Origin of the sequence: Lottiidibacillus patelloidae, assembly GCF_002262935.1 — a bacterium.
GTDB classification, from domain to species: Bacteria; Bacillota; Bacilli; order Bacillales; family SA5d-4; genus Lottiidibacillus; species Lottiidibacillus patelloidae.
The window spans coordinates 352,947-372,424 of record NZ_NPIA01000002.1 but is presented as its reverse complement, the minus strand read 5'-3'; the positions used below and the strand labels follow the sequence as shown (position 1 = coordinate 372,424).

14 protein-coding genes and 1 other annotated feature are annotated in these 19,478 nt (G+C 37.0%); of the genes, 13 read left to right on the top strand and 1 reads right to left on the bottom strand.

The genetic code is table 11. The features are described 5' to 3' along the window. The first annotated feature begins 202 nt into the window (after positions 1 to 202). From clpX to yihA, 4 genes are all read left to right on the top strand, one after another. On the top strand, positions 203 to 1,480 hold the full coding sequence (clpX, locus tag CIB95_RS05905; protein WP_094923149.1) for an ATP-dependent protease ATP-binding subunit ClpX: 1,278 nt from the start codon (positions 203 to 205) through the stop codon (positions 1,478 to 1,480). 124 nt (positions 1,481 to 1,604) lie between these two features. Next, positions 1,605 to 3,281, top strand: coding sequence for an ATP-dependent protease LonB (lonB, locus tag CIB95_RS05900; protein WP_094923146.1), 1,677 nt, complete (start codon positions 1,605 to 1,607; stop codon positions 3,279 to 3,281). Positions 3,282 to 3,469: 188 nt separating this feature from the next. After that, entirely contained in the window at positions 3,470 to 5,731 is a 2,262-nt protein-coding gene (gene lon / locus CIB95_RS05895) for an endopeptidase La (RefSeq protein ID WP_408607195.1), read from the top strand. Between the two features lie 4 nt (positions 5,732 to 5,735). Then, positions 5,736 to 6,359, top strand: a complete 624-nt coding sequence (gene yihA / locus CIB95_RS05890; protein WP_094923140.1) for a ribosome biogenesis GTP-binding protein YihA/YsxC — start codon at positions 5,736 to 5,738, stop codon at positions 6,357 to 6,359. A 575-nt stretch (positions 6,360 to 6,934) separates the two neighbouring features. Here yihA and CIB95_RS05885 read toward each other — a convergent pair. Further along, positions 6,935 to 7,411, bottom strand: a complete 477-nt coding sequence (locus tag CIB95_RS05885; protein ID WP_094923137.1) for a hypothetical protein — start codon at positions 7,409 to 7,411, stop codon at positions 6,935 to 6,937. A 269-nt stretch (positions 7,412 to 7,680) separates the two neighbouring features. On the opposite strand from CIB95_RS05885, the gene hemA reads away from it, so the two are divergent. The 9 genes from hemA (at position 7,681) to CIB95_RS05840 (ending at position 19,447) form a co-directional block, all read left to right on the top strand. Beyond that, positions 7,681 to 9,054 carry a glutamyl-tRNA reductase gene (hemA, locus tag CIB95_RS05880; protein WP_094923134.1) on the top strand — a complete coding sequence of 458 codons (1,374 nt, stop codon included), beginning with the start codon at positions 7,681 to 7,683 and terminating at the stop codon, positions 9,052 to 9,054. A gap of 11 nt (positions 9,055 to 9,065) precedes the next feature. Beyond that, positions 9,066 to 9,896, top strand: a complete 831-nt coding sequence (locus tag CIB95_RS05875) for a cytochrome C assembly family protein (RefSeq protein ID WP_094923131.1) — start codon at positions 9,066 to 9,068, stop codon at positions 9,894 to 9,896. A gap of 27 nt (positions 9,897 to 9,923) precedes the next feature. Further along, complete coding sequence (gene hemC / locus CIB95_RS05870; protein ID WP_094923128.1) at positions 9,924 to 10,868, top strand: hydroxymethylbilane synthase; 945 nt, start codon at positions 9,924 to 9,926, stop codon at positions 10,866 to 10,868. Further along, positions 10,855 to 11,637, top strand: a complete 783-nt coding sequence (locus CIB95_RS05865; protein WP_094923125.1) for a uroporphyrinogen-III synthase — start codon at positions 10,855 to 10,857, stop codon at positions 11,635 to 11,637. Before hemC ends, CIB95_RS05865 begins: the two co-directional genes overlap by 14 nt. Beyond that, entirely contained in the window at positions 11,634 to 12,617 is a 984-nt protein-coding gene (gene hemB / locus CIB95_RS05860) for a porphobilinogen synthase (protein WP_094923122.1), read from the top strand. Before CIB95_RS05865 ends, hemB begins: the two co-directional genes overlap by 4 nt. Before the next feature lie 24 nt (positions 12,618 to 12,641). Further along, positions 12,642 to 13,934: a glutamate-1-semialdehyde 2,1-aminomutase gene (gene hemL, locus CIB95_RS05855; RefSeq protein WP_094923119.1), complete on the top strand. Its 1,293-nt coding sequence runs from the start codon at positions 12,642 to 12,644 to the stop codon at positions 13,932 to 13,934. A 108-nt stretch (positions 13,935 to 14,042) separates the two neighbouring features. Further along, positions 14,043 to 15,107, top strand: a complete 1,065-nt coding sequence (spoVID, locus tag CIB95_RS05850; protein WP_158217570.1) for a stage VI sporulation protein D — start codon at positions 14,043 to 14,045, stop codon at positions 15,105 to 15,107. A 2-nt stretch (positions 15,108 to 15,109) separates the two neighbouring features. Continuing rightward, entirely contained in the window at positions 15,110 to 16,078 is a 969-nt protein-coding gene (locus CIB95_RS05845) for a protein kinase family protein (protein WP_142296469.1), read from the top strand. A 434-nt stretch (positions 16,079 to 16,512) separates the two neighbouring features. Further along, positions 16,513 to 16,741, top strand: a binding site (T-box leader). Between the two features lie 63 nt (positions 16,742 to 16,804). Further along, positions 16,805 to 19,447, top strand: coding sequence for a valine--tRNA ligase (locus tag CIB95_RS05840; protein WP_094923113.1), 2,643 nt, complete (start codon positions 16,805 to 16,807; stop codon positions 19,445 to 19,447). Positions 19,448 to 19,478 lie beyond the last annotated feature (31 nt).

Genomic DNA, 19,478 nt, shown 5'->3' with positions numbered 1-19,478 from the left:
ACTATTAAAAAAGCCTATGGAATTAGTTACTAATGTTCACCATCTTGCATATACATATCGATAACGGCAAGTATATTATTGGAGTATTTTATAACACTTGTGATAAAATACTAAACAATACGATACATAAAACTCTGCTTCAAAAAGATTTGGTAATACATACTGCTTAACTCTAATCTCTACAACGATAAGGGGTGATTCAATGTTCAAATTTAATGATGAGAAAGGGCAATTAAAATGTTCTTTCTGTGGCAAAACACAAGATCAAGTTAGAAAACTTGTAGCTGGACCTGGGGTATATATTTGCGATGAGTGCATCGAATTATGTACCGAGATTGTTGAGGAAGAATTAGGTACAGAAGAAGAAGTAGAAATGAAAGAAATTCCTAAACCGAAAGAAATTCGTGAGATACTTAACGAATATGTAATCGGTCAAGATGGTGCTAAGAAGAGCTTAGCAGTAGCAGTTTATAACCATTACAAACGAATAAACTCAAATTATAAAATTGATGAAGTTGAACTTTCTAAAAGTAATATTATGATGATCGGACCAACAGGAAGCGGGAAAACATTACTAGCTCAAACACTAGCTCGTATTTTAAATGTACCGTTTGCTATTGCTGATGCTACATCACTAACTGAAGCTGGATATGTTGGTGAAGATGTTGAAAATATTTTATTAAAGCTAATTCAAGCGGCTGATTATGACGTTGAAAAAGCGGAAAAAGGTATTATATACATTGATGAGATTGATAAAGTAGCAAGAAAGTCTGAAAATCCTTCTATTACTAGAGATGTTTCAGGTGAGGGAGTGCAACAAGCACTTTTAAAAATTCTTGAAGGAACAACAGCTAGCGTGCCTCCTCAAGGTGGTCGTAAGCATCCGCATCAAGAATTCATTCAAATTGATACGACTAATATTCTTTTCATCTGTGGTGGAGCATTTGATGGTATTGAACAAATCATCAAGCGTCGCTTAGGTAAAAAGGTAATTGGTTTCGGTGCTGGAGAATCTAAAAAAGCAGAGTTAAAACCTGGTGAGTACTTATCAAAAGCACTTCCAGAAGATTTACTTCGCTTCGGACTAATTCCTGAATTCATCGGTCGTATTCCTGTAATTGCAAGCCTTGAACAATTAGACGAGGAAGCATTAGTAGAAATCTTAACGAAGCCGAAAAATGCTATCGTTAAGCAATATCAAAAACTTTTAGAACTTGATGACGTGGAATTAGAGTTCACTGATGAAGCGTTAATTGAGATTTCGAAAAAGGCGATCGAAAGAAAAACTGGAGCACGTGGGCTTCGTTCTATTATCGAAAATCTAATGTTAGATGTGATGTATGAACTACCTTCACGTGATGATATTGAAAAATGTATTATTACACCAGAGACAGTAACTGACGGTGTGAAGCCATCTTTAGTACTTGAAGATGGAACTGTTATTGATGGCTCAAAAGATACGCCAAAAGAAAGTGCATAAATAAAGTTAAAGTAGGCTGACAAATGTCAGTCTACTTTTTTTCTGTTCCATCGTTTAGGAGCCTGTTAGCTAGGAGATAATGGTAGTAATTCACCGTTGACTATCGGACTACAGGAGGTAAAAGATGGGTTTAACTACTATTGCTATTATCATCCAACTTTTTTTCGGGATTATTATCGGCCTATACTTTTGGCATTTACTGCGGAATCAGCGCACACAAAAGGTATCAATCGAAAAAGAGTCTAAAAAAGAAATTGAAGAGCTCCAACGCATGCGGAGAATTTCTTTAACTGAACCACTAGCAGAGAAAGTAAGACCAACAAATTTTAATGAAATTATCGGACAAAAAGATGGGATTCGTTCATTGCGAGCAGCATTATGTGGGCCAAACCCTCAGCATGTTATCATCTATGGTCCGCCTGGTGTCGGAAAAACTGCGGCAGCTCGTCTCGTCTTAGAAGAAGCGAAGAAAAATAAAAAATCACCATTTAGACAAACGGCCGTTTTTGTAGAGTTAGATGCAACGACAGCTCGCTTTGACGAAAGAGGTATTGCTGACCCACTAATTGGATCTGTCCATGATCCAATTTATCAAGGAGCGGGTGCAATGGGACAAGCAGGCATTCCTCAACCTAAAAAAGGGGCAGTTACAAATGCTCATGGTGGGATGTTATTCATCGACGAAATAGGCGAATTACATCCGGTGCAAATGAATAAACTGTTAAAAGTATTGGAAGACCGTAAAGTATTTTTAGAAAGTGCCTACTATAGTGAGGAAAATAGTAAAATTCCACAACACATCCATGATATCTTTCAAAATGGATTACCAGCAGATTTTCGAATGATAGGTGCGACTACGAGAACGCCTGAAGAAATCCCGCCTGCAATTCGATCTCGATGCCTAGAAGTATTTTTCAGAGAATTATTACCTGAAGAAATAAAAGTCATTGCAAAAAAAGCGGCAAATAAATTGAATTTAACAGTCGAAGAAGAAGGTTTAAACATAGTTAGTAAATTTGCCAGGAATGGTCGAGAGGCAGTAAATGTCATGCAAATTGCTGCGGGGCTCGCGATTTCAAGTAACCGAGAAATCATTACGAATTCAGACATCGAATGGATTATTCATTCGAGCCAACTATCGCCAAGACATGAGCGCAATATACATGACACACCTAAAGTAGGTTTAGTTAATGGTTTAGCAGTGTATGGACCAAATTCTGGTGCTTTACTGGAAATTGAAGTGACAACGGTACCTAATGGTAGTGGCAATATTAACATTACAGGAATTGTTGAAGAAGAGAATATCGGAAATAGTAGTAAATCGATTCGCAGAAAAAGCATGGCGAAAGGTTCTGTTGAAAATGTAATTACCGTTTTAAAAAGCATGGGACTTTACACGAAAGATGTAGATATTCATGTCAATTTTCCTGGTGGGGTCCCTGTTGATGGTCCTTCAGCTGGAATAGCAATGGCAACAGCTATATATTCTGCAATACATAAAGTAGAGATTGACAATACAGTAGCTATGACTGGTGAGATTAGTGTACACGGTAAGGTAAAACCAGTAGGTGGCGTAATTGCTAAAGTAAATGCTGCAAAACAAGCTGGGGTTAAGAAGGTATTAATTCCTCATGATAATCAGCAGGCATTATTAAAAGAAATCGATGGAATAGAAATTGTAGCTGTAAAACATATTGATGAAGTGTTTAAGCATGCATTAATTGAGAAGATGGACGAAGAAATGCCAGAAGCAATTACCGCATCGGTGTCCTTTAAACAGCCTCCAACACAATCAATATAGGAATTTGGGCGCATAACATATTGCGCCTTTTTTCTTTATACAAAATCCTAGAATTAGACAAGGCAATTTGGTTTAAGATAAAATGGAAGTTGATGATTTAAATAATGGAGGTGTATTGAATAGTGACAAGTGAAAATAGAAAAACAGTTTCCCTCCTTCCATTACGCGGACTGCTCGTTTTTCCGTCTATGGTAATTCATTTAGATGTTGGCCGTGACAAGTCGGTACGAGCGATTGAAAATGTCATGTTAGGTGACAAAGAAATTATGTTAGCTACACAAAAAGATGTTTCAACTAACGATCCGAATGAGGATGACATATACGAAGTTGGTACGCTTGCAAAAGTAAAACAACTGTTGAAGTTACCAAACGGAACGATTCGTGTTTTAGTGGAAGGAATTCAGCGAGCACGTATCTTAACTTTTAATAATAAAGAAGAGTTTATTGAAGTTGAATATGAATTGATAGAAGATGAATTGAGTTCAGCTGAAGAAGCTTCAGAAGAAAAGGCGTTAATGCGTGCCGTTATTAATCAATTTGAACAATACATAAAACTATCTAAAAAGGTATCACCAGAAACGTTAGCGACAGTAGTTGATTTAGATGATGCTAGCCACTTAGCAGATGCTATTTCATCCCATCTCTCATTAAAAATTAAAGGGAAACAGCAACTACTAGAAGAAACAAGCGTAAAAAATCGCTTGAATCTTTTACTGCAAATTCTCCAAGATGAAAGAGAAGTTCTTGGTATTGAAAAGAAAATAGAAGTTCGCGTTAAACGTTCGATGGAAAAGACGCAAAAAGAATACTACTTACGTGAACAAATGAAAGCTATTCAAAAAGAGCTTGGCGACAAAGATGGGAAAAGTGGCGAAGTAAATTCGTTAAGAAAGCAAATTGAAAAGGCAAATATGCCAGAAAATATTTTAAAAATTGCGCTTAAAGAAGTGGATCGCTATGAAAAAGTTCCTGCAAGTTCTGCAGAAAGTTCGGTTATTCGTAACTATTTAGATTGGCTCATCCAATTACCGTGGACAAAAGAAACCGTTGATAATTTGAACTTAAATAATGCAGAAAAAGTATTGAATGCAGATCATTACGGACTAGAAAAAGTGAAGGAACGAATATTAGAATATTTGGCAGTAAAGAAACTAACGAATTCTATTAAAGGACCAATTTTATGTTTAGCTGGACCTCCTGGTGTCGGTAAAACATCGCTTGCTCGATCCATTGCAAATAGCATTGATCGAAAATTTGTCCGCATTTCACTAGGTGGAGTTAGAGATGAAGCCGAGATTCGTGGACATCGCCGCACATATGTAGGTGCGATGCCTGGTCGAATAATACAAGGAATGAAAAAAGCGGGAACAATCAATCCAGTTTTCCTTCTTGATGAAATCGATAAAATGTCGAATGATTTTAGAGGCGATCCATCTTCAGCAATGCTTGAAGTGTTAGATCCAGAACAAAATAACACATTTAGTGACCATTACATTGAAGAATCGTACGATTTATCAAATGTTATGTTCATTGCTACGGCAAATGATATTTCCTCAATTCCAGGTCCACTATTAGACCGAATGGAATTAATTCATATTGCCGGTTATACAGAAGTTGAAAAGCTTCATATCGGTAAAGAACACCTTTTCCCTAAACAATTAAAGGAAAATGGATTAGATAAAGGGAAGGTTCAATTACGTGACGATGCGTTAACAGAAGTTATTCGTCGTTACACTAGAGAAGCAGGTGTCCGTAATTTAGAGCGTGAAATTGCGAAACTTTGTCGTAAAGCAGCAAAAATGATTGCGACTGATGAAAAGAAACGTGTTATCATTACAGAGAAATCAGTTGAAGAAATGATTGGTAAGCCGAAGTATCGCTTTGGTCAAGCTGAAACGGAACACCAAGTTGGTGCGGCAACAGGACTTGCCTATACGAGCGCTGGAGGAGATACTTTATCAATAGAAGTATCAGTTTATCCTGGAAAAGGTAAACTAATCTTAACTGGTAAACTCGGAGATGTCATGAAAGAATCTGCCCAAGCAGCATTTAGTTACATTCGTTCACGAAGTGACGAACTGCATGTAGACCCAGACTTTCATGAAAAAAATGATATTCATATCCATGTTCCAGAAGGAGCAGTTCCGAAAGATGGTCCATCTGCTGGTATTACGATGGCAACGGCATTAGTATCTGCCTTGACTAAGAAACCAGTTAACAAAGAAGTTGGCATGACAGGTGAGATTACATTAAGAGGTCGCGTCCTTCCAATCGGAGGCTTAAAAGAAAAAACATTAAGCGCACACCGTGCAGGATTAACGACGATTATTATGCCAAAAGAAAATGAGAAGGATTTAGATGATATTCCTGAAAGTGTAAAAGGTGATATAACTTTTATTCCTGTATCTCATTTAGATGAAGTATTGCAACATGCAATAGTAGGAGAGTAAAAAAATGAAAGTAACAAAAAGTGAAATTGTAACAAGCGCTGTAAAGCCAGAGCAATATCCACCAACACATTTTCCAGAGTTTGCTCTTGCAGGACGTTCTAATGTAGGGAAATCCTCTTTTATTAATAAAATGCTAAATCGTAAAAATTTAGCGAGGATTTCACAGCGTCCAGGTAAAACGCAAACGTTAAACTTTTATATTATTAATGACATCATGCATTTCGTTGATGTTCCAGGCTATGGCTTTGCTAAAGTTTCAAAAAAAGAAGTAGAAGCTTGGGGTAAAATGATTGAGACTTACTTCATGCAACGCGAACAATTAAGAGCGGCTGTATTAATCGTAGACTTACGCCATCCACCATCAAAGGATGACATTATGATGTACGATTGGTTTAAGCATTTTGAAATTCCAGCGATCGTTATTGCAACGAAAGCTGATAAAATTCCGAAAGGAAAACATCAAAAACATTTAAAAATCGTTCGTGAAACGTTGCAAATGGTTGAAGACGATCACCTTATTTTATTCTCATCTGAGACTGGATTAGGTAAAGATAAGGCATGGAGTGCAATTGAATCATATATGACAAAAGATAAGCGTAGACTCTCTACAAGTGAAAGTGAAGAGTAAACGTTAAGAAAAGAAAGTAAGAGGCTTTAACAAAAAGTTATAAAGCATAGAAAGAACCGAACTCATTCAGATTTAAGATCTGGATAGTTCGGTTTTTTTATTTTTTCTTATTGATTTGCGTAACAGGCACTCGCTTTCGCGGGTAACGCTTCAGCCTCCTAGGAAAATTTACTTCCTGTGGGATCTTCAGCTGTTGCTTTTCCCGCAGGAGTCTCGTGCCGTTGACTCCATCAAAAAAATATTTTATATGTTCGCCTCGCTTTTCTATTTTAATCCAGCTTCAGCAATCAACGTCTAGAAAACTTCACACTCCTCATCTGCGATAAGTCAACATCACTTCGCGCAGCTCAGCGTGTTTCCTTTATCTCAAACAAAGTGTTCCAGAATTTATGGCGCTAAACGGTCGCTTCAGCTTTTCTATATTGATCCAGCTTCAGCAATCAACGTCTAGAAAACTTCACACTCTTCATTTCGATAAGTCAACATCGAATAGTTTTCACTATTCGTGTTTTCTTTATCTCATTCGAAGTGCTCCAGTTTTTACGCCGTTAAGCGATTGCTTCAGCCTTTCGATTTTAATAAGCTTTATTTCTAACCAAAGAGATTGCTCCAACAATTAAGAATAAGACAGCCCAGTAGCGGTTTAAGAGGTATAAAAAGTTATCTGATGTTCCGGTGCCGTTATGGTATAGAAAGCCGATTGCCGCTACTAAAAAGAATAATAGACCGGAGAAGAATCCTGTTCTCGTTTTTTGAAATAAAACAAAAAATGCAATGGCAACGATTAATGGGAACATTGACCAATGAGTTGGCCACGCTTCTACTAAGTAAGTACCATGATAATGGACACCAAGTAGTGAGATGACGGTTGCTGGAAACAGTAAACTCGAATCTTTCGACTTAGATGCTTGTCCAAACAGCGCAATTCCAATAATTAATATATAAGTAGGCCAACGGAAAATAGCACTAGTCATAAAAGGAAACTCCCGTAATACAAAGAATAGTCCTAGTCCAATTAATAGCATACCAGTAAAAACGTTTTGCTTTTTCATTGCTGCTCCCCCTAATGTGATTGATAAACTTGATTTGCTTTATTAATTTTGTTAAAGTTTACGTTGGATGTTTTTAAAATAAGATACGTATGATATTCGACAAATAATTGGATATAATAACTAATTGATATCATAAAAATCATACCATATTTTTCACATCGTAAACATGAAAGATGTTCACAAAATCGACTTAATATGATGAAAAAAGTCATGATATAATATACTTACTTAATATTGTTCGACATAATTTTGTAGCGGAGGTGTACTGGATGAACGTCATAGTCGTAGGAATAGATTATAAGCATGCACCTGTTGAAATTCGTGAAAAACTATCATTTAATCCAAATGAACTGAACGAGGCTGTTAAAAAGCTAAGTGAAAGTAAAAATATATTAGAAAATGTTATAATTTCAACATGTAATCGTACGGAGATTTATGCTATTGTCGACCAAGCTAAGCCTGGTCGCTACTATATTAAAATGTTTTTAGCGGAATGGTTCGGTTTAGAAAAAGAAGTTTTTGAACCATATTTGAAAATTCATGAAGATCATTTAGCGATCAACCACTTATTCCGTGTCGTATGTGGCTTAGATTCGATGGTGATCGGTGAAACACAAATTCTAGGACAAATGAAAGATAGTTTCCTTCTAGCGCAACAAGAAGGTACGACAGGAACGATTTTTAATCACTTATTTAAAGAAGCAATTACACTAGGTAAACGATCTCATGCCGAAACAGAAATAGGTGAGAATGCCGTTTCTGTTAGTTATGCTGCAGTAGAGCTTGCGAAAAAGATTTTCGGAGAGTTAGCTAACAAAACGGTTCTAATTTATGGTGCTGGAAAAATGGGTGAGCTTACTGCTAAGCATTTAAGCAGTAATGGAGTGAAAGAAGTACTCGTTGTCAACCGTACGTTAGAGAAAGCAAAAGAGTTAGCGATGCGTTTTTCTGGACAAGCATATGACAATAGCAACATTACGAGTGCAATAGCAAAAGCTGATATCGTCATTAGTTCTACTGGTGCAAACGGTTATGTTATCACTAAAGAAATGGTAGAAAGCACTTTAAAAGCGCGCAAAGGGCGTCCTTTATTTATGGTCGATATTGCGGTTCCTCGTGATTTAGATCCGAAATTGGATGAACTTGAAAGTATTTTCTTATATGATATTGATGATTTACAAGGCATTGTTGATGCTAACATGCAAGAGCGCATGAAAGAGGCAGAAAAGATCGAAGGTATGATTGCCATTGCCATTAATGATTATTACCACTGGTTAAGCACGTTAGGTGTCGTTCCTGTTATTACTGCATTAAGGGAAAAAGCGTTAACTATTCAAGCGCAAACGATGGAAAGCATTGAACGTAAAATGCCTGATCTAACTGAGCGTGAAAAGAAAGTGTTACGCAAGCATACGAAAAGTATTGTCAATCAGTTACTGCGTGATCCAATTTCAAGATTAAAAGAAATGTCTGTCGAACCTGAAGCAGAAGAGTCTTTAAAAATGTTTTCAAAGATCTTTGCGATTGAAGAACAAGTAGAAATTGAGGAAAGACAATTACAATTAAATGATTTGAAAAATCATTGGAGTGAAAATAAAGAAACGAAAAAGAGTGCTGCAAAAGAAGTGTCAGCACAATTATAAGAGGTATTACCATGTATGGAATTACCAATAGTTGGATATATGATATAACAATAGCTTTGTATGCATTAAGTGTACTTGGATATTTTATAGACTTTCTTCAAAACAACCGGAAGGCTAATGTAATCGCCTTCTGGTTGCTTTCTATTGTTTGGGTTTTACAAACAATATCTTTACTCTTAACTTTGCTTGAATTCAATCGTTTTCCATTCTTTACGATTTTTGAAGGGTTATTTTTATACGTATGGTTAATTGTTACGTTATCATTAGTGATTAACTGGTTTTTCACTGTTGATTTCTTTGTCTTCTTTGCTAACGTATTTGGTTTTATCATCATGTCCATTCACCTTTTTGCTCCGAAAGATAATGTATCCACAGCAGTTACAGAGCAGTTAATGTCAGAGCTTTTAATCATACATATTTCAATGGCGATGCTATCCTATGGAGCTTTTGCATTAGCATTCATTTTCTCTATTATGTATTTATTCCAACATAACTTGTTAAAAAAGAAAAAGTGGGGAAAACGTTTAGTCCGTTTAGGTAATCTTTCTCAACTAGAGAGTTTATCCTACTCTTCAACAATTATTGCTGTTCCTATGCTGGCACTTAGCTTAGTACTAGGTATTATTTGGGCTTACATAAAAGTAGAGGCATTTCATTGGTATGATGCAAAAGTGCTACTTTCCTTTATCGTTTTAATAGTTTATAGCATTTACCTTTTCTTAAAGGTTGGTAAAGGGTTACACGGAAAAGCATTGTCGATGTGGAACATTGCAGGTTTTCTAGTTATTTTAATTAATTTGTTTTTATCAGGTGAATTATCATCGTTTCATTTATGGGAGTAGTAAAGGTTAAATTAGGAGGAAAATAAAATGAGAAAAATTATTGTTGGATCTAGACAAAGTAAGCTTGCATTAACGCAAACAAATTGGGTAATTGATCAATTAAAAGCGCTTGGATTTCCGTATGAAATTGAAGTGAAAAAAATTGTAACAAAAGGGGACAAAATTCTCGATGTTACGCTTTCTAAAGTTGGTGGAAAAGGCTTGTTTGTAAAGGAAATTGAACAAGCAATGCTTAACAAAGAAATTGATTTTGCCGTACATAGTATGAAGGACATGCCTGCAGAACTTCCAGAAGGATTAATGATTGGTTGTACACCAAAGCGCGAAGATGTTCGTGATGCCCTAATTTCAAAAGATCATAAAACTCTTGCAGAACTTAAAGAAGGTGCAATTGTTGGAACGAGTAGTTTACGACGCGCAGCACAAATTTTACATATGCGACCTGATGTGGAAATAAAGTGGATTCGAGGGAATATCGATACACGATTAAAAAAATTAAGAGAAGAAGACTACGATGCAATTATACTAGCTGCTGCTGGATTAAAACGTATGGGATGGACAGATGAGTACATTACAGAGTACTTACCAGAGGACAAATGTATTCCTGCTGTCGGACAAGGCTCACTTGCGATCGAATGTCGTGAAGAGGATACAGAATTAAGAGAACTTTTACAAAAGTTAAATGATGAAGAAACAGCAGTAACAGTAGCTGCAGAACGATCATTTCTCCATAAATCAGAAGGCGGATGTCAAGTTCCGATTGCAGGTTTCGCGCAACGGACTGAAGAAGGAACAATTCGAATGACAGGTTTAGTAGGTACCCCAGACGGGAAAACAATACTAAAGGAAACTGTTGAAGGCAAGGATGCTATTCAAGTTGGGTTAGAAGTTGCTGAGAAAATTATGGCGCAAGGTGGCGCAAAGATTATTAAAGAAGTAAAAGAAAAAGCTGAGCAAGATGGTAACGCATAAGCCGTTAGCTAATAAAAAAGTCGTCATTACGAGGCCGGAAAAACAATCGAAAGCACTTGCTAAACAAATTGAAAACTATGGTGGGATACCTCTATTATTTCCACTATTAACTATTAAGTATCGCGAAAATAATGAGGATATTGCTAGGAAGATTGAACAACTCTCGCAATATGATTGGATCGTTTTTACAAGCATCAATGGGATTCATGCTTTCTTCAAGCTTTTGCCGAAAGAGAGCATCCCTATTTTACATAAGAAAAAATTTGCTGTGATTGGTAAAAAGACCGCTAATGTACTTTCTACATACGGATTTGCAGCTTCACTTCTTCCAAACAATTATACTGCTGAACATTTAGCTGAGGAGTTAATCCAACATGCTAACGAAAGTAGTAAAGTTTTAATACTTAGTGGAAACTTGTCTAAACCTTTATTAAGGAACAAATTGGAACAAGCAAAGTTCCCAGTTTTAGAAATTGTTGTGTACGATACTGTGCAACGAGTAGGAATTCAAAACGAATTTATCACATTTATACAAGAAGAAGAAATAGATTTTCTTACCTTTACGAGTGGATCAGCTGCAAGTGTTTACTTACAACTAACGAAGGAAAATAATGTAAATATATCGAAGTATAAAATAGCCTGTATTGGACCAATTACCGCGAAAGTTTTTACTGATGAAAGTATTAATCCGACAGTAATTGCAAGTGAATACACCTCAGAAGGTCTGTTAAATGCAATCATTAAATATTATGAGGAGGTAAAACAATGAATCACTTAACGTTTAAACGCCACCGTCGTCTCCGTAATAGCAGTGCATTACGTTCGATGGTCAGAGAAACGCATCTTCATGTGGAAGACTTTATTTATCCAATTTTCGTAGTAGAAGGAACTGGGGTTAAAAACGAGGTTCCATCGATGCCAGAAGTTTATCATTTATCATTAGATTTATTAAATGAAGAAATGGATGAAGTTCAATCACTAGGTATTCAATCTGTTATCGTTTTTGGTGTTCCAAATGAAAAGGATGATGTAGGTACATCTGCATATGCGTCAGAGGGAATTGTTCAACGTGCAGTTGCACAAATTAAAGAGCATTTTCCTAATTTAGTAGTCATTGCTGACACTTGTTTATGTCAATATACTGATCATGGCCATTGCGGCGTAATTGAAAATGGCACAATTTTAAACGATCCATCCTTAAAACTGTTAGCAGATACGGCAGTATCACAAGCAAAGGCAGGAGCTGACATTATCGCTCCTTCGAATATGATGGATGGGTTTGTTGCAGCTATTCGCCATGGCTTAGATGAAGCAGGATATGCTCATATCCCAATCATGTCATACGCAGTAAAATTTGCTTCTGCATTTTATGGTCCATTCCGTGATGCGGCACATAGCTCACCGCAATTTGGCGATCGTAAAACATACCAAATGGATCCAGCAAATCGAATGGAAGCAATGCGCGAAGCTAAATCAGACGTTGAAGAAGGCGCTGACTTTTTAATTGTAAAGCCTGCTCTTTCCTATTTAGATATTATTCGTGATGTGAAAAATGAAGTACAAGCGCCTATCGTTGCCTACAATGTTAGTGGTGAATATTCAATGGTAAAAGCAGCAGCAGCTAACGGCTGGCTAAATGAAAAAGAAATCGTGTTTGAAAAACTTACGAGCATGAAACGTGCTGGCGTCGATTTAATCATTACATATTTTGCAAAAGATGTAGCTCGTTGGTTAAGAGAGAAAGAATAATATTAAGAATTAAGGAGTGGCAACATGCGCAGTTTTGAGAAGTCGAAAGCAGCCTTTATAGAAGCAAAAAAAGTACTTCCTGGTGGAGTAAATAGCCCTGTCCGTGCGTTTAAATCAGTGAATATGGACCCAATTTTTATGGAAAAAGGCTACGGTTCGAAAATTGTTGATATTGATGGAAATGAATATATTGACTACGTTTTATCATGGGGACCATTAATTTTAGGTCATAGTGATGAAAAAGTATATGAGAGTATTAAAGAAATCGCAGCACATGGTACAAGCTTTGGTGCACCGACTGAGCTTGAAACAAAGCTTGCGAACTTAGTGATTGAACGAGTACCATCGATCGAAGTTGTCCGTATGGTGAACTCTGGTACAGAAGCAACAATGAGTGCGTTAAGACTAGCGCGAGGGTATACAGGTAAAAACAAAATTATGAAATTTGAAGGTTGTTACCACGGACACGGTGATTCTTTATTAATTAAAGCGGGATCTGGAGTTGCGACATTAGGTTTACCAGATAGTCCTGGTGTACCTGAAATGGTAGCTAGCCAAACAATAACAGTTCCTTATAATGATTTAGAGAGTGTAAAGCTTGCATTTGAGCAATATGGTGATGATATTGCTTGTATGATCGTAGAACCAGTTGCAGGTAACATGGGGGTTGTACCACCAGAACCAGGATATTTACAAGGACTACGTGATGTAGCTGATGAGTATGGCTCATTACTCGTTTTCGATGAAGTAATGACTGGTTTCCGTGTTGGCTATAACTGCGCACAAGGGTACTACGGAGTAACTCCTGACTTAACGTGTTTAGGAAAAGTTATTGGCGGTGGTTTACCAGTTGGTGCTTATGGTGGAAAACGCGAGATTATGGAGCAAATTGCCCCAAGTGGACCAATTTATCAAGCTGGAACACTATCAGGTAATCCATTAGCAATGGCTGCTGGTTATGCAACACTATCGCAGCTTACTCCGGAAACGTACGAAGAATTTAACCGTAAAGCAGATCGTTTAGAAGAAGGCATTACTGATCTTGCTAAAAATTATAATATTCCACATCGTTTTAACAGAGCAGGTTCTATGATTGGCATCTTCTTTACAAGCGAAGAAGTGAAGAACTATGATGCTGCGAAGTCTTCGGATTTAGAAGCTTTTGCAACATACTACCGTGCGATGATAGAAGAAGGAGTATTCTTACCACCTTCACAATTTGAAGGCTACTTCTTATCAACAGCTCATACAGATGAAGATATTGAAAAAACAATTGCAGCTGTTGAAGTTGCCTTTAAGAAACTTAGTGAAAAATAAACTTGGAAAAAGCCGTTCGTTTAATCGAACGGTTTTTTTTATACATAAAGTGAGCATGTATCACATAAATTTCTTAATGTATCGTTATAGATGGGAGGAGGAGAGTTAATGGCTGAAAATAATAATTCCTCACTGACATTCTCTGTAGAGGAATCTGTTTGGTTTAAGAAGGGACAGGAAGTACAAGAGGTGCTTTCAATGAGTTTGGAGCCAGAAATCTCAATTGAAGAGCGTGGCGATCACATCTCAATTACAGGTGCACTGCAATTAGTAGGGGAATACGTACCGAAAGATGAGAATGAAGCATCTCTTCGAGAAGTAGCTCACGCTAACATGATTGAAGATGTTACTGTTTCTGATGACGGAATCGGAGAATTAGCGCATCGCTTTCCTGTGGATATTACTATACCGACAGACAAAGTTCGAAGTCTTGACGACATTTATGTAATTATTGATTCATTTGATTATGAGCTTCCTGAAGATGGAAGTTTAAAGCTAGCTGCTGATATTATTATTAGTGGAATCTATCAAGGGGAAGCTAGAAAAGAGCAGCACCAACCTTCATATGAAGAAGAGAATAACAATGTTGTCTCATTACATGCCGATCATTCAGATCACGCAGAGCACACCGAGTTTGAAGTAGAAACACGTAAACTGCCTGAACAACAAGAAGTTGATCATTCAAATTCCTACAATATGACTGATGAAACGGAAGCGGAAGCTGAAGTGGAAGAAGAAAAATCATATTCTCCACAAATTGAAATGAAAAGCCGCGCAGAAGAAACAACTGTAAGACATGACAATTCTGCCAATCAATCGTATTGGGTTAACGAGATGAATGTTGATAACCAAGAAGCGGCATATCGTAACAGTCCACAAGAAGAATATGAGCAAGACGAAGATGAAACGACAGAAGCGGAACAGCCTCGCCAATCTTCAGCTAAGCGTGACGAAAATGCGTTGTACTTAACGAAAATGCTTTCTGGTGATGACGAAGACGAGCGTTTTTCTCGACTAAGAATGTGTATTGCTCAGCAAGGGGAAACGCTTCAAGCAATCGCAGAAAGATATAATGTAAGTGTTAGCCAATTGCAACGAATTAATCGGTTAGATACTGAGGATATTGGCGAAGGGCAAATCGTTTACATTCCAAATTCTGTTCATAGCATTTAGAGATGAGTACCGAGTTAAAATCAGTACTTTCACACTACCGATTGTTCACCCCTGTACTTAAGCAATTTGGCAAAGTGACTAAAGTTTATACTGGAACAGGAATATATGCCTTAAAAGAGGCAATTGTTTCAGAACAAAATTTACGGAACTTTCAATTTGGTGCTGAACAAATCTATCCAAGTGTACCACCTGTTTTAACTGCGTCAGGGCAACGGTACTATACAATGAACAACCGGATCTATTATTTAACACCATGGTTATCAGAGCGACGCCTACAAGCAATTGATAAAGTGAAGACGATGCTAGAGGAAGTTGCAGTTGTTCACAAAAGGACATTGCAAACAGTTCCTTTTCAGCAGCAATGGAAACAAAACTATCAATATAGTTTAGAACGTTCGATTATTGATACCCAAGCAAGAATGGAACGTTATATAGCGATAGCTGAGAAACCGACGTATATGTCACCTTTCCACTATTTGTTTTGTAGCTATTTTCCGAGCTGGATGGCAACGATTAATCAATATAATGCTTACTTACAAAGGTGGAAAGAGCTTATCTATCAAGAAAAAAATATAAGGCTAGTGTTAGCCCATGGGAAGCTTTCAAAAGATCATTTCCTATGTACATCAAATGGAAACCATTTCTTGAACTTGGAAAACGTCCATTGGAATGTCCCGCAATTTGATTTATTATCGGTATGTAGAAATGATGACTTACAAGAACTTCATTCAGAAGTTTTTGATGTTTATGAACGCTATCTTCCACTAAATGAAAGTGAAAAATATTATTTAATTTTACATCTTTTATCAATGGAACGAATTATGGGTGTTATAAACAAATATGAGAAAAGTTTATACGCAAATGAATTGGAAGCAGTTCGTCAATTACAACGTGCGCAACTTGCTTTCGAAGCAAAAATGAAATACGCGCAACATATCTTACAAGAAAATGAAAAACAAAGTCACGTTTAGGAGAAATCCTTCGTGACTTTGTTTTATTTTAGAGAAGCTATAATAAATAAAGTTAAAAAAACGACTAATAAAATAATATCGAGAGCAGTTGGCAATAGTATAGCTCTAAATAATTGTAGAATCATTAAAGGTAATAAAATTTGTTTAAATAATATATTGAGCTGTCTTCTCATATGATAGGGGAGTATCGGCCTTCTTGAGAAACTGCGCTTTTTTTTGAACATACTGTTCACCATCCCATGACATTCGCCTGTTACTATTAAAATATGCGCGGAAAAACTAGATGTGCAAGGAACAAAGATGTATTTATTTGCATAAAAATGGAATAATACCATAAAAGAAATGCATAATAGAAAAGATTTTTGGTTAAGATGATTGACGATAGGGCTCTACTATATGTATATTATTAATAAGTAAATAAAAGTATAAATTCATTAAATGCATTGACAGGGAAGAGTATATGATGAACCCTTCAGAGAGAGAAATCATTAGCTGAGAGATTTCTTAGGATGTAATTGTAGAAGGTCGCCCTTGAGCAGTTCTTTTGAAAGGATTTTTCCAATTAGAAAGAACCGGGAAAACCGTTATCTATAATGAGCGTATAGGCAGTAGTATGTCTATAAACTAAGGTGGTACCGCGAAGATGCTTCTTTCGTCCTTTGAGATGAGAGAGGCTTTTTTTATTTTTGTCGATATGCATTTGTTTACAATTAAGGAGGAGTAAAAATGAGTAACCATGAACCAACATTACCGCCAAAGTATGATCCGAAAGCGGTCGAAGAAAACCGCTATGACTATTGGCTAAAAGGAAAGTTTTTTGAGGCTACAAATGACGAAACAAAAGAACCATATACAATTGTAATTCCACCCCCAAACGTAACTGGAAAATTACATTTAGGTCATGCTTGGGATACAACGTTACAAGACATTCTTACGAGAACAAAACGCATGCAAGGCTATGATGTATTATGGCTTCCAGGTATGGACCATGCAGGAATTGCTACGCAAGCAAAAGTAGAAGGAAAGTTAAAAGAAGAAGGCAAATCTCGCTACGATTTAGGACGCGAAAAGTTTTTAGAAGAAGCTTGGAAATGGAAAGAAGATTATGCAGGCTTTATTCGTACACAATGGTCAAAATTAGGTTTAGGACTAGACTATTCACGCGAGCGCTTCACACTTGATGAAGGTCTTTCAGATGCAGTACGTAAAGTATTCGTTGATCTGTACAACAAAGGACTTATTTATCGCGGCGAATACATTATTAACTGGGACCCACAAACGAAAACAGCACTTTCTGACATTGAGGTAATCCATCAAGATGTACAAGGTGCTTTCTATCATATGCGCTACCCATTAGTTGATGGAAGTGGTTCTATTGAAATTGCGACGACTCGTCCTGAAACAATGCTAGGAGATACTGCAGTTGCCGTACACCCGAAAGATGAGCGTTACCAACATATGATTGGTAAAAAAGTTAAGCTTCCTATTACAGGTCGCGAAATTGAAATTATTGCAGATGATTACGTAGACATGGACTTCGGTTCTGGTGCGGTAAAAATTACGCCAGCACATGACCCGAATGACTTTGAAATTGGTAATCGTCATAACTTAGAGCGTATTCTCGTAATGAATGAAGACGGTACGATGAACGACAAAGCTGGAAAGTACGAAGGAATGGACCGTTTCGAGTGCCGTAAGCAAATCGTTAAAGACCTTCAAGAAGCAGGAGTTTTATTTGAAATTGAAGAACATATGCATTCTGTTGGTCATTCAGAACGAAGTGGTGCAGTTGTTGAGCCGTACCTTTCAACACAATGGTTTGTAAAAATGCAACCATTAGCGGATAAAGCAATTGAACTGCAAAATACGGAAGACAAAGTTAATTTTGTGCCTGATCGCTTTGAAAATACGTATTTACGTTGGATGGAAAATATCCGTGATTGGTGTATTTCTCGTCAATTATGGTGGGGTCACCGCATTCCAGCTTGGTTCCATAAAGAAACTGGTGAAGTGTACGTAGGAATGGAAGAGCCAGCAGATATTGAAAACTGGGAGCAAGATAATGACGTATTAGATACGTGGTTCTCATCAGCATTATGGCCATTCTCTACAATGGGTTGGCCAAATGAAGAAGCAGCTGATTTTAACCGTTACTATCCGACAAATTGCTTAGTAACTGGTTATGATATTATCTTCTTCTGGGTTTCTCGTATGATTTTCCAATCGTTAGAATTCACGGAAAAGCGACCTTTTGATGATGTATTAATTCACGGTCTCGTTCGTGCAGCTGATGGCCGTAAAATGAGTAAGTCACTTGGCAATGGTGTTGACCCAATGGATGTTATCGAAAAGTACGGAGCAGATTCACTTCGCTACTTCTTATCAACGGGAAGTTCACCAGGGCAAGATTTACGTTTCTCATTCGAAAAAGTTGAGTCAACGTGGAACTTTGTAAATAAAATTTGGAATGCGTCACGCTTTGCCTTAATGAATATGGAAGGTATTACGTATGAAGAATTAGACCTAACGGGCGAAAAATCAGTAGCCGATAAATGGATCTTAACTCGTCTAAATGAAACGATTGAAGATGTAACACGTATGATTGATAAATATGAATTTGGTGAAGTTGGCCGCCTCCTTTATAACTTTATTTGGGATGATGTTTGTGACTGGTACATTGAAATGGCGAAACTTCCACTTTACGGGGAAGATGAAGCGGCGAAGAAAACAACTCGCTCGGTTTTAGCGTATGTTTTAGATAACACGATGCGCTTGTTACATCCGTTCATGCCATTTGTAACAGAAGAAATTTGGCAGCACCTTCCACATGAAGGAGAGTCAATTACAGTTGCGAAATGGCCAGAAGTTCGCACGGACTTAACGGATACAACTTCAGCAGAAGATATGAAAATGTTAGTAAACATTATTCGTTCTGTTCGAAATATCCGTGCTGAAGTAAACACGCCAATGAGTAAACAAATCGAATTACAAATTAAAGCGCAAGATGAAGATGTGAAAGCTCGATTAGAATCGAATCGTCACTATTTAGAGCGTTTCTGTAATCCGAGTAGCTTAACAATTGCAGTAGACTTAAAGCCAGCAGAAAAAGCAATGAGTGCAATTGTAACAGGTGCGGAACTCTTCTTACCTTTAGCAGGCTTAATTAACATTGACGAAGAAATAGCAAGACTTCGTAAAGAATTAGAAAAGCTTGATAAAGAAGTAGAACGTGTTCAAAAGAAATTAAGCAATCAAGGGTTTGTAAGTAAAGCTCCTGAAAAAGTAATTGAAGAAGAAAAAGCAAAAGAAAAAGATTACCTAGAAAAGCAAGCGAAGGTAAAAGTACGTATTGAAGAATTACAAGGTTAATTGTTTTGAAGGCGAATCCACTAGGGTTCGT

Coding starts and splice junctions, on each gene's coding strand:
- clpX (WP_094923149.1), top strand. CDS start 203: ATGTTCAAATTTAATGATGAGAAAGGGCAATTAAAATGTTCTTTCTGT.
- lonB (WP_094923146.1), top strand. CDS start 1,605: ATGGGTTTAACTACTATTGCTATTATCATCCAACTTTTTTTCGGGATT.
- lon (WP_408607195.1), top strand. CDS start 3,470: ATGGTAATTCATTTAGATGTTGGCCGTGACAAGTCGGTACGAGCGATT.
- yihA (WP_094923140.1), top strand. CDS start 5,736: ATGAAAGTAACAAAAAGTGAAATTGTAACAAGCGCTGTAAAGCCAGAG.
- CIB95_RS05885 (WP_094923137.1), bottom strand. CDS start 7,411: ATGAAAAAGCAAAACGTTTTTACTGGTATGCTATTAATTGGACTAGGA.
- hemA (WP_094923134.1), top strand. CDS start 7,681: ATGAACGTCATAGTCGTAGGAATAGATTATAAGCATGCACCTGTTGAA.
- CIB95_RS05875 (WP_094923131.1), top strand. CDS start 9,066: ATGTATGGAATTACCAATAGTTGGATATATGATATAACAATAGCTTTG.
- hemC (WP_094923128.1), top strand. CDS start 9,924: ATGAGAAAAATTATTGTTGGATCTAGACAAAGTAAGCTTGCATTAACG.
- CIB95_RS05865 (WP_094923125.1), top strand. CDS start 10,855: ATGGTAACGCATAAGCCGTTAGCTAATAAAAAAGTCGTCATTACGAGG.
- hemB (WP_094923122.1), top strand. CDS start 11,634: ATGAATCACTTAACGTTTAAACGCCACCGTCGTCTCCGTAATAGCAGT.
- hemL (WP_094923119.1), top strand. CDS start 12,642: ATGCGCAGTTTTGAGAAGTCGAAAGCAGCCTTTATAGAAGCAAAAAAA.
- spoVID (WP_158217570.1), top strand. CDS start 14,043: ATGGCTGAAAATAATAATTCCTCACTGACATTCTCTGTAGAGGAATCT.
- CIB95_RS05845 (WP_142296469.1), top strand. CDS start 15,110: ATGAGTACCGAGTTAAAATCAGTACTTTCACACTACCGATTGTTCACC.
- CIB95_RS05840 (WP_094923113.1), top strand. CDS start 16,805: ATGAGTAACCATGAACCAACATTACCGCCAAAGTATGATCCGAAAGCG.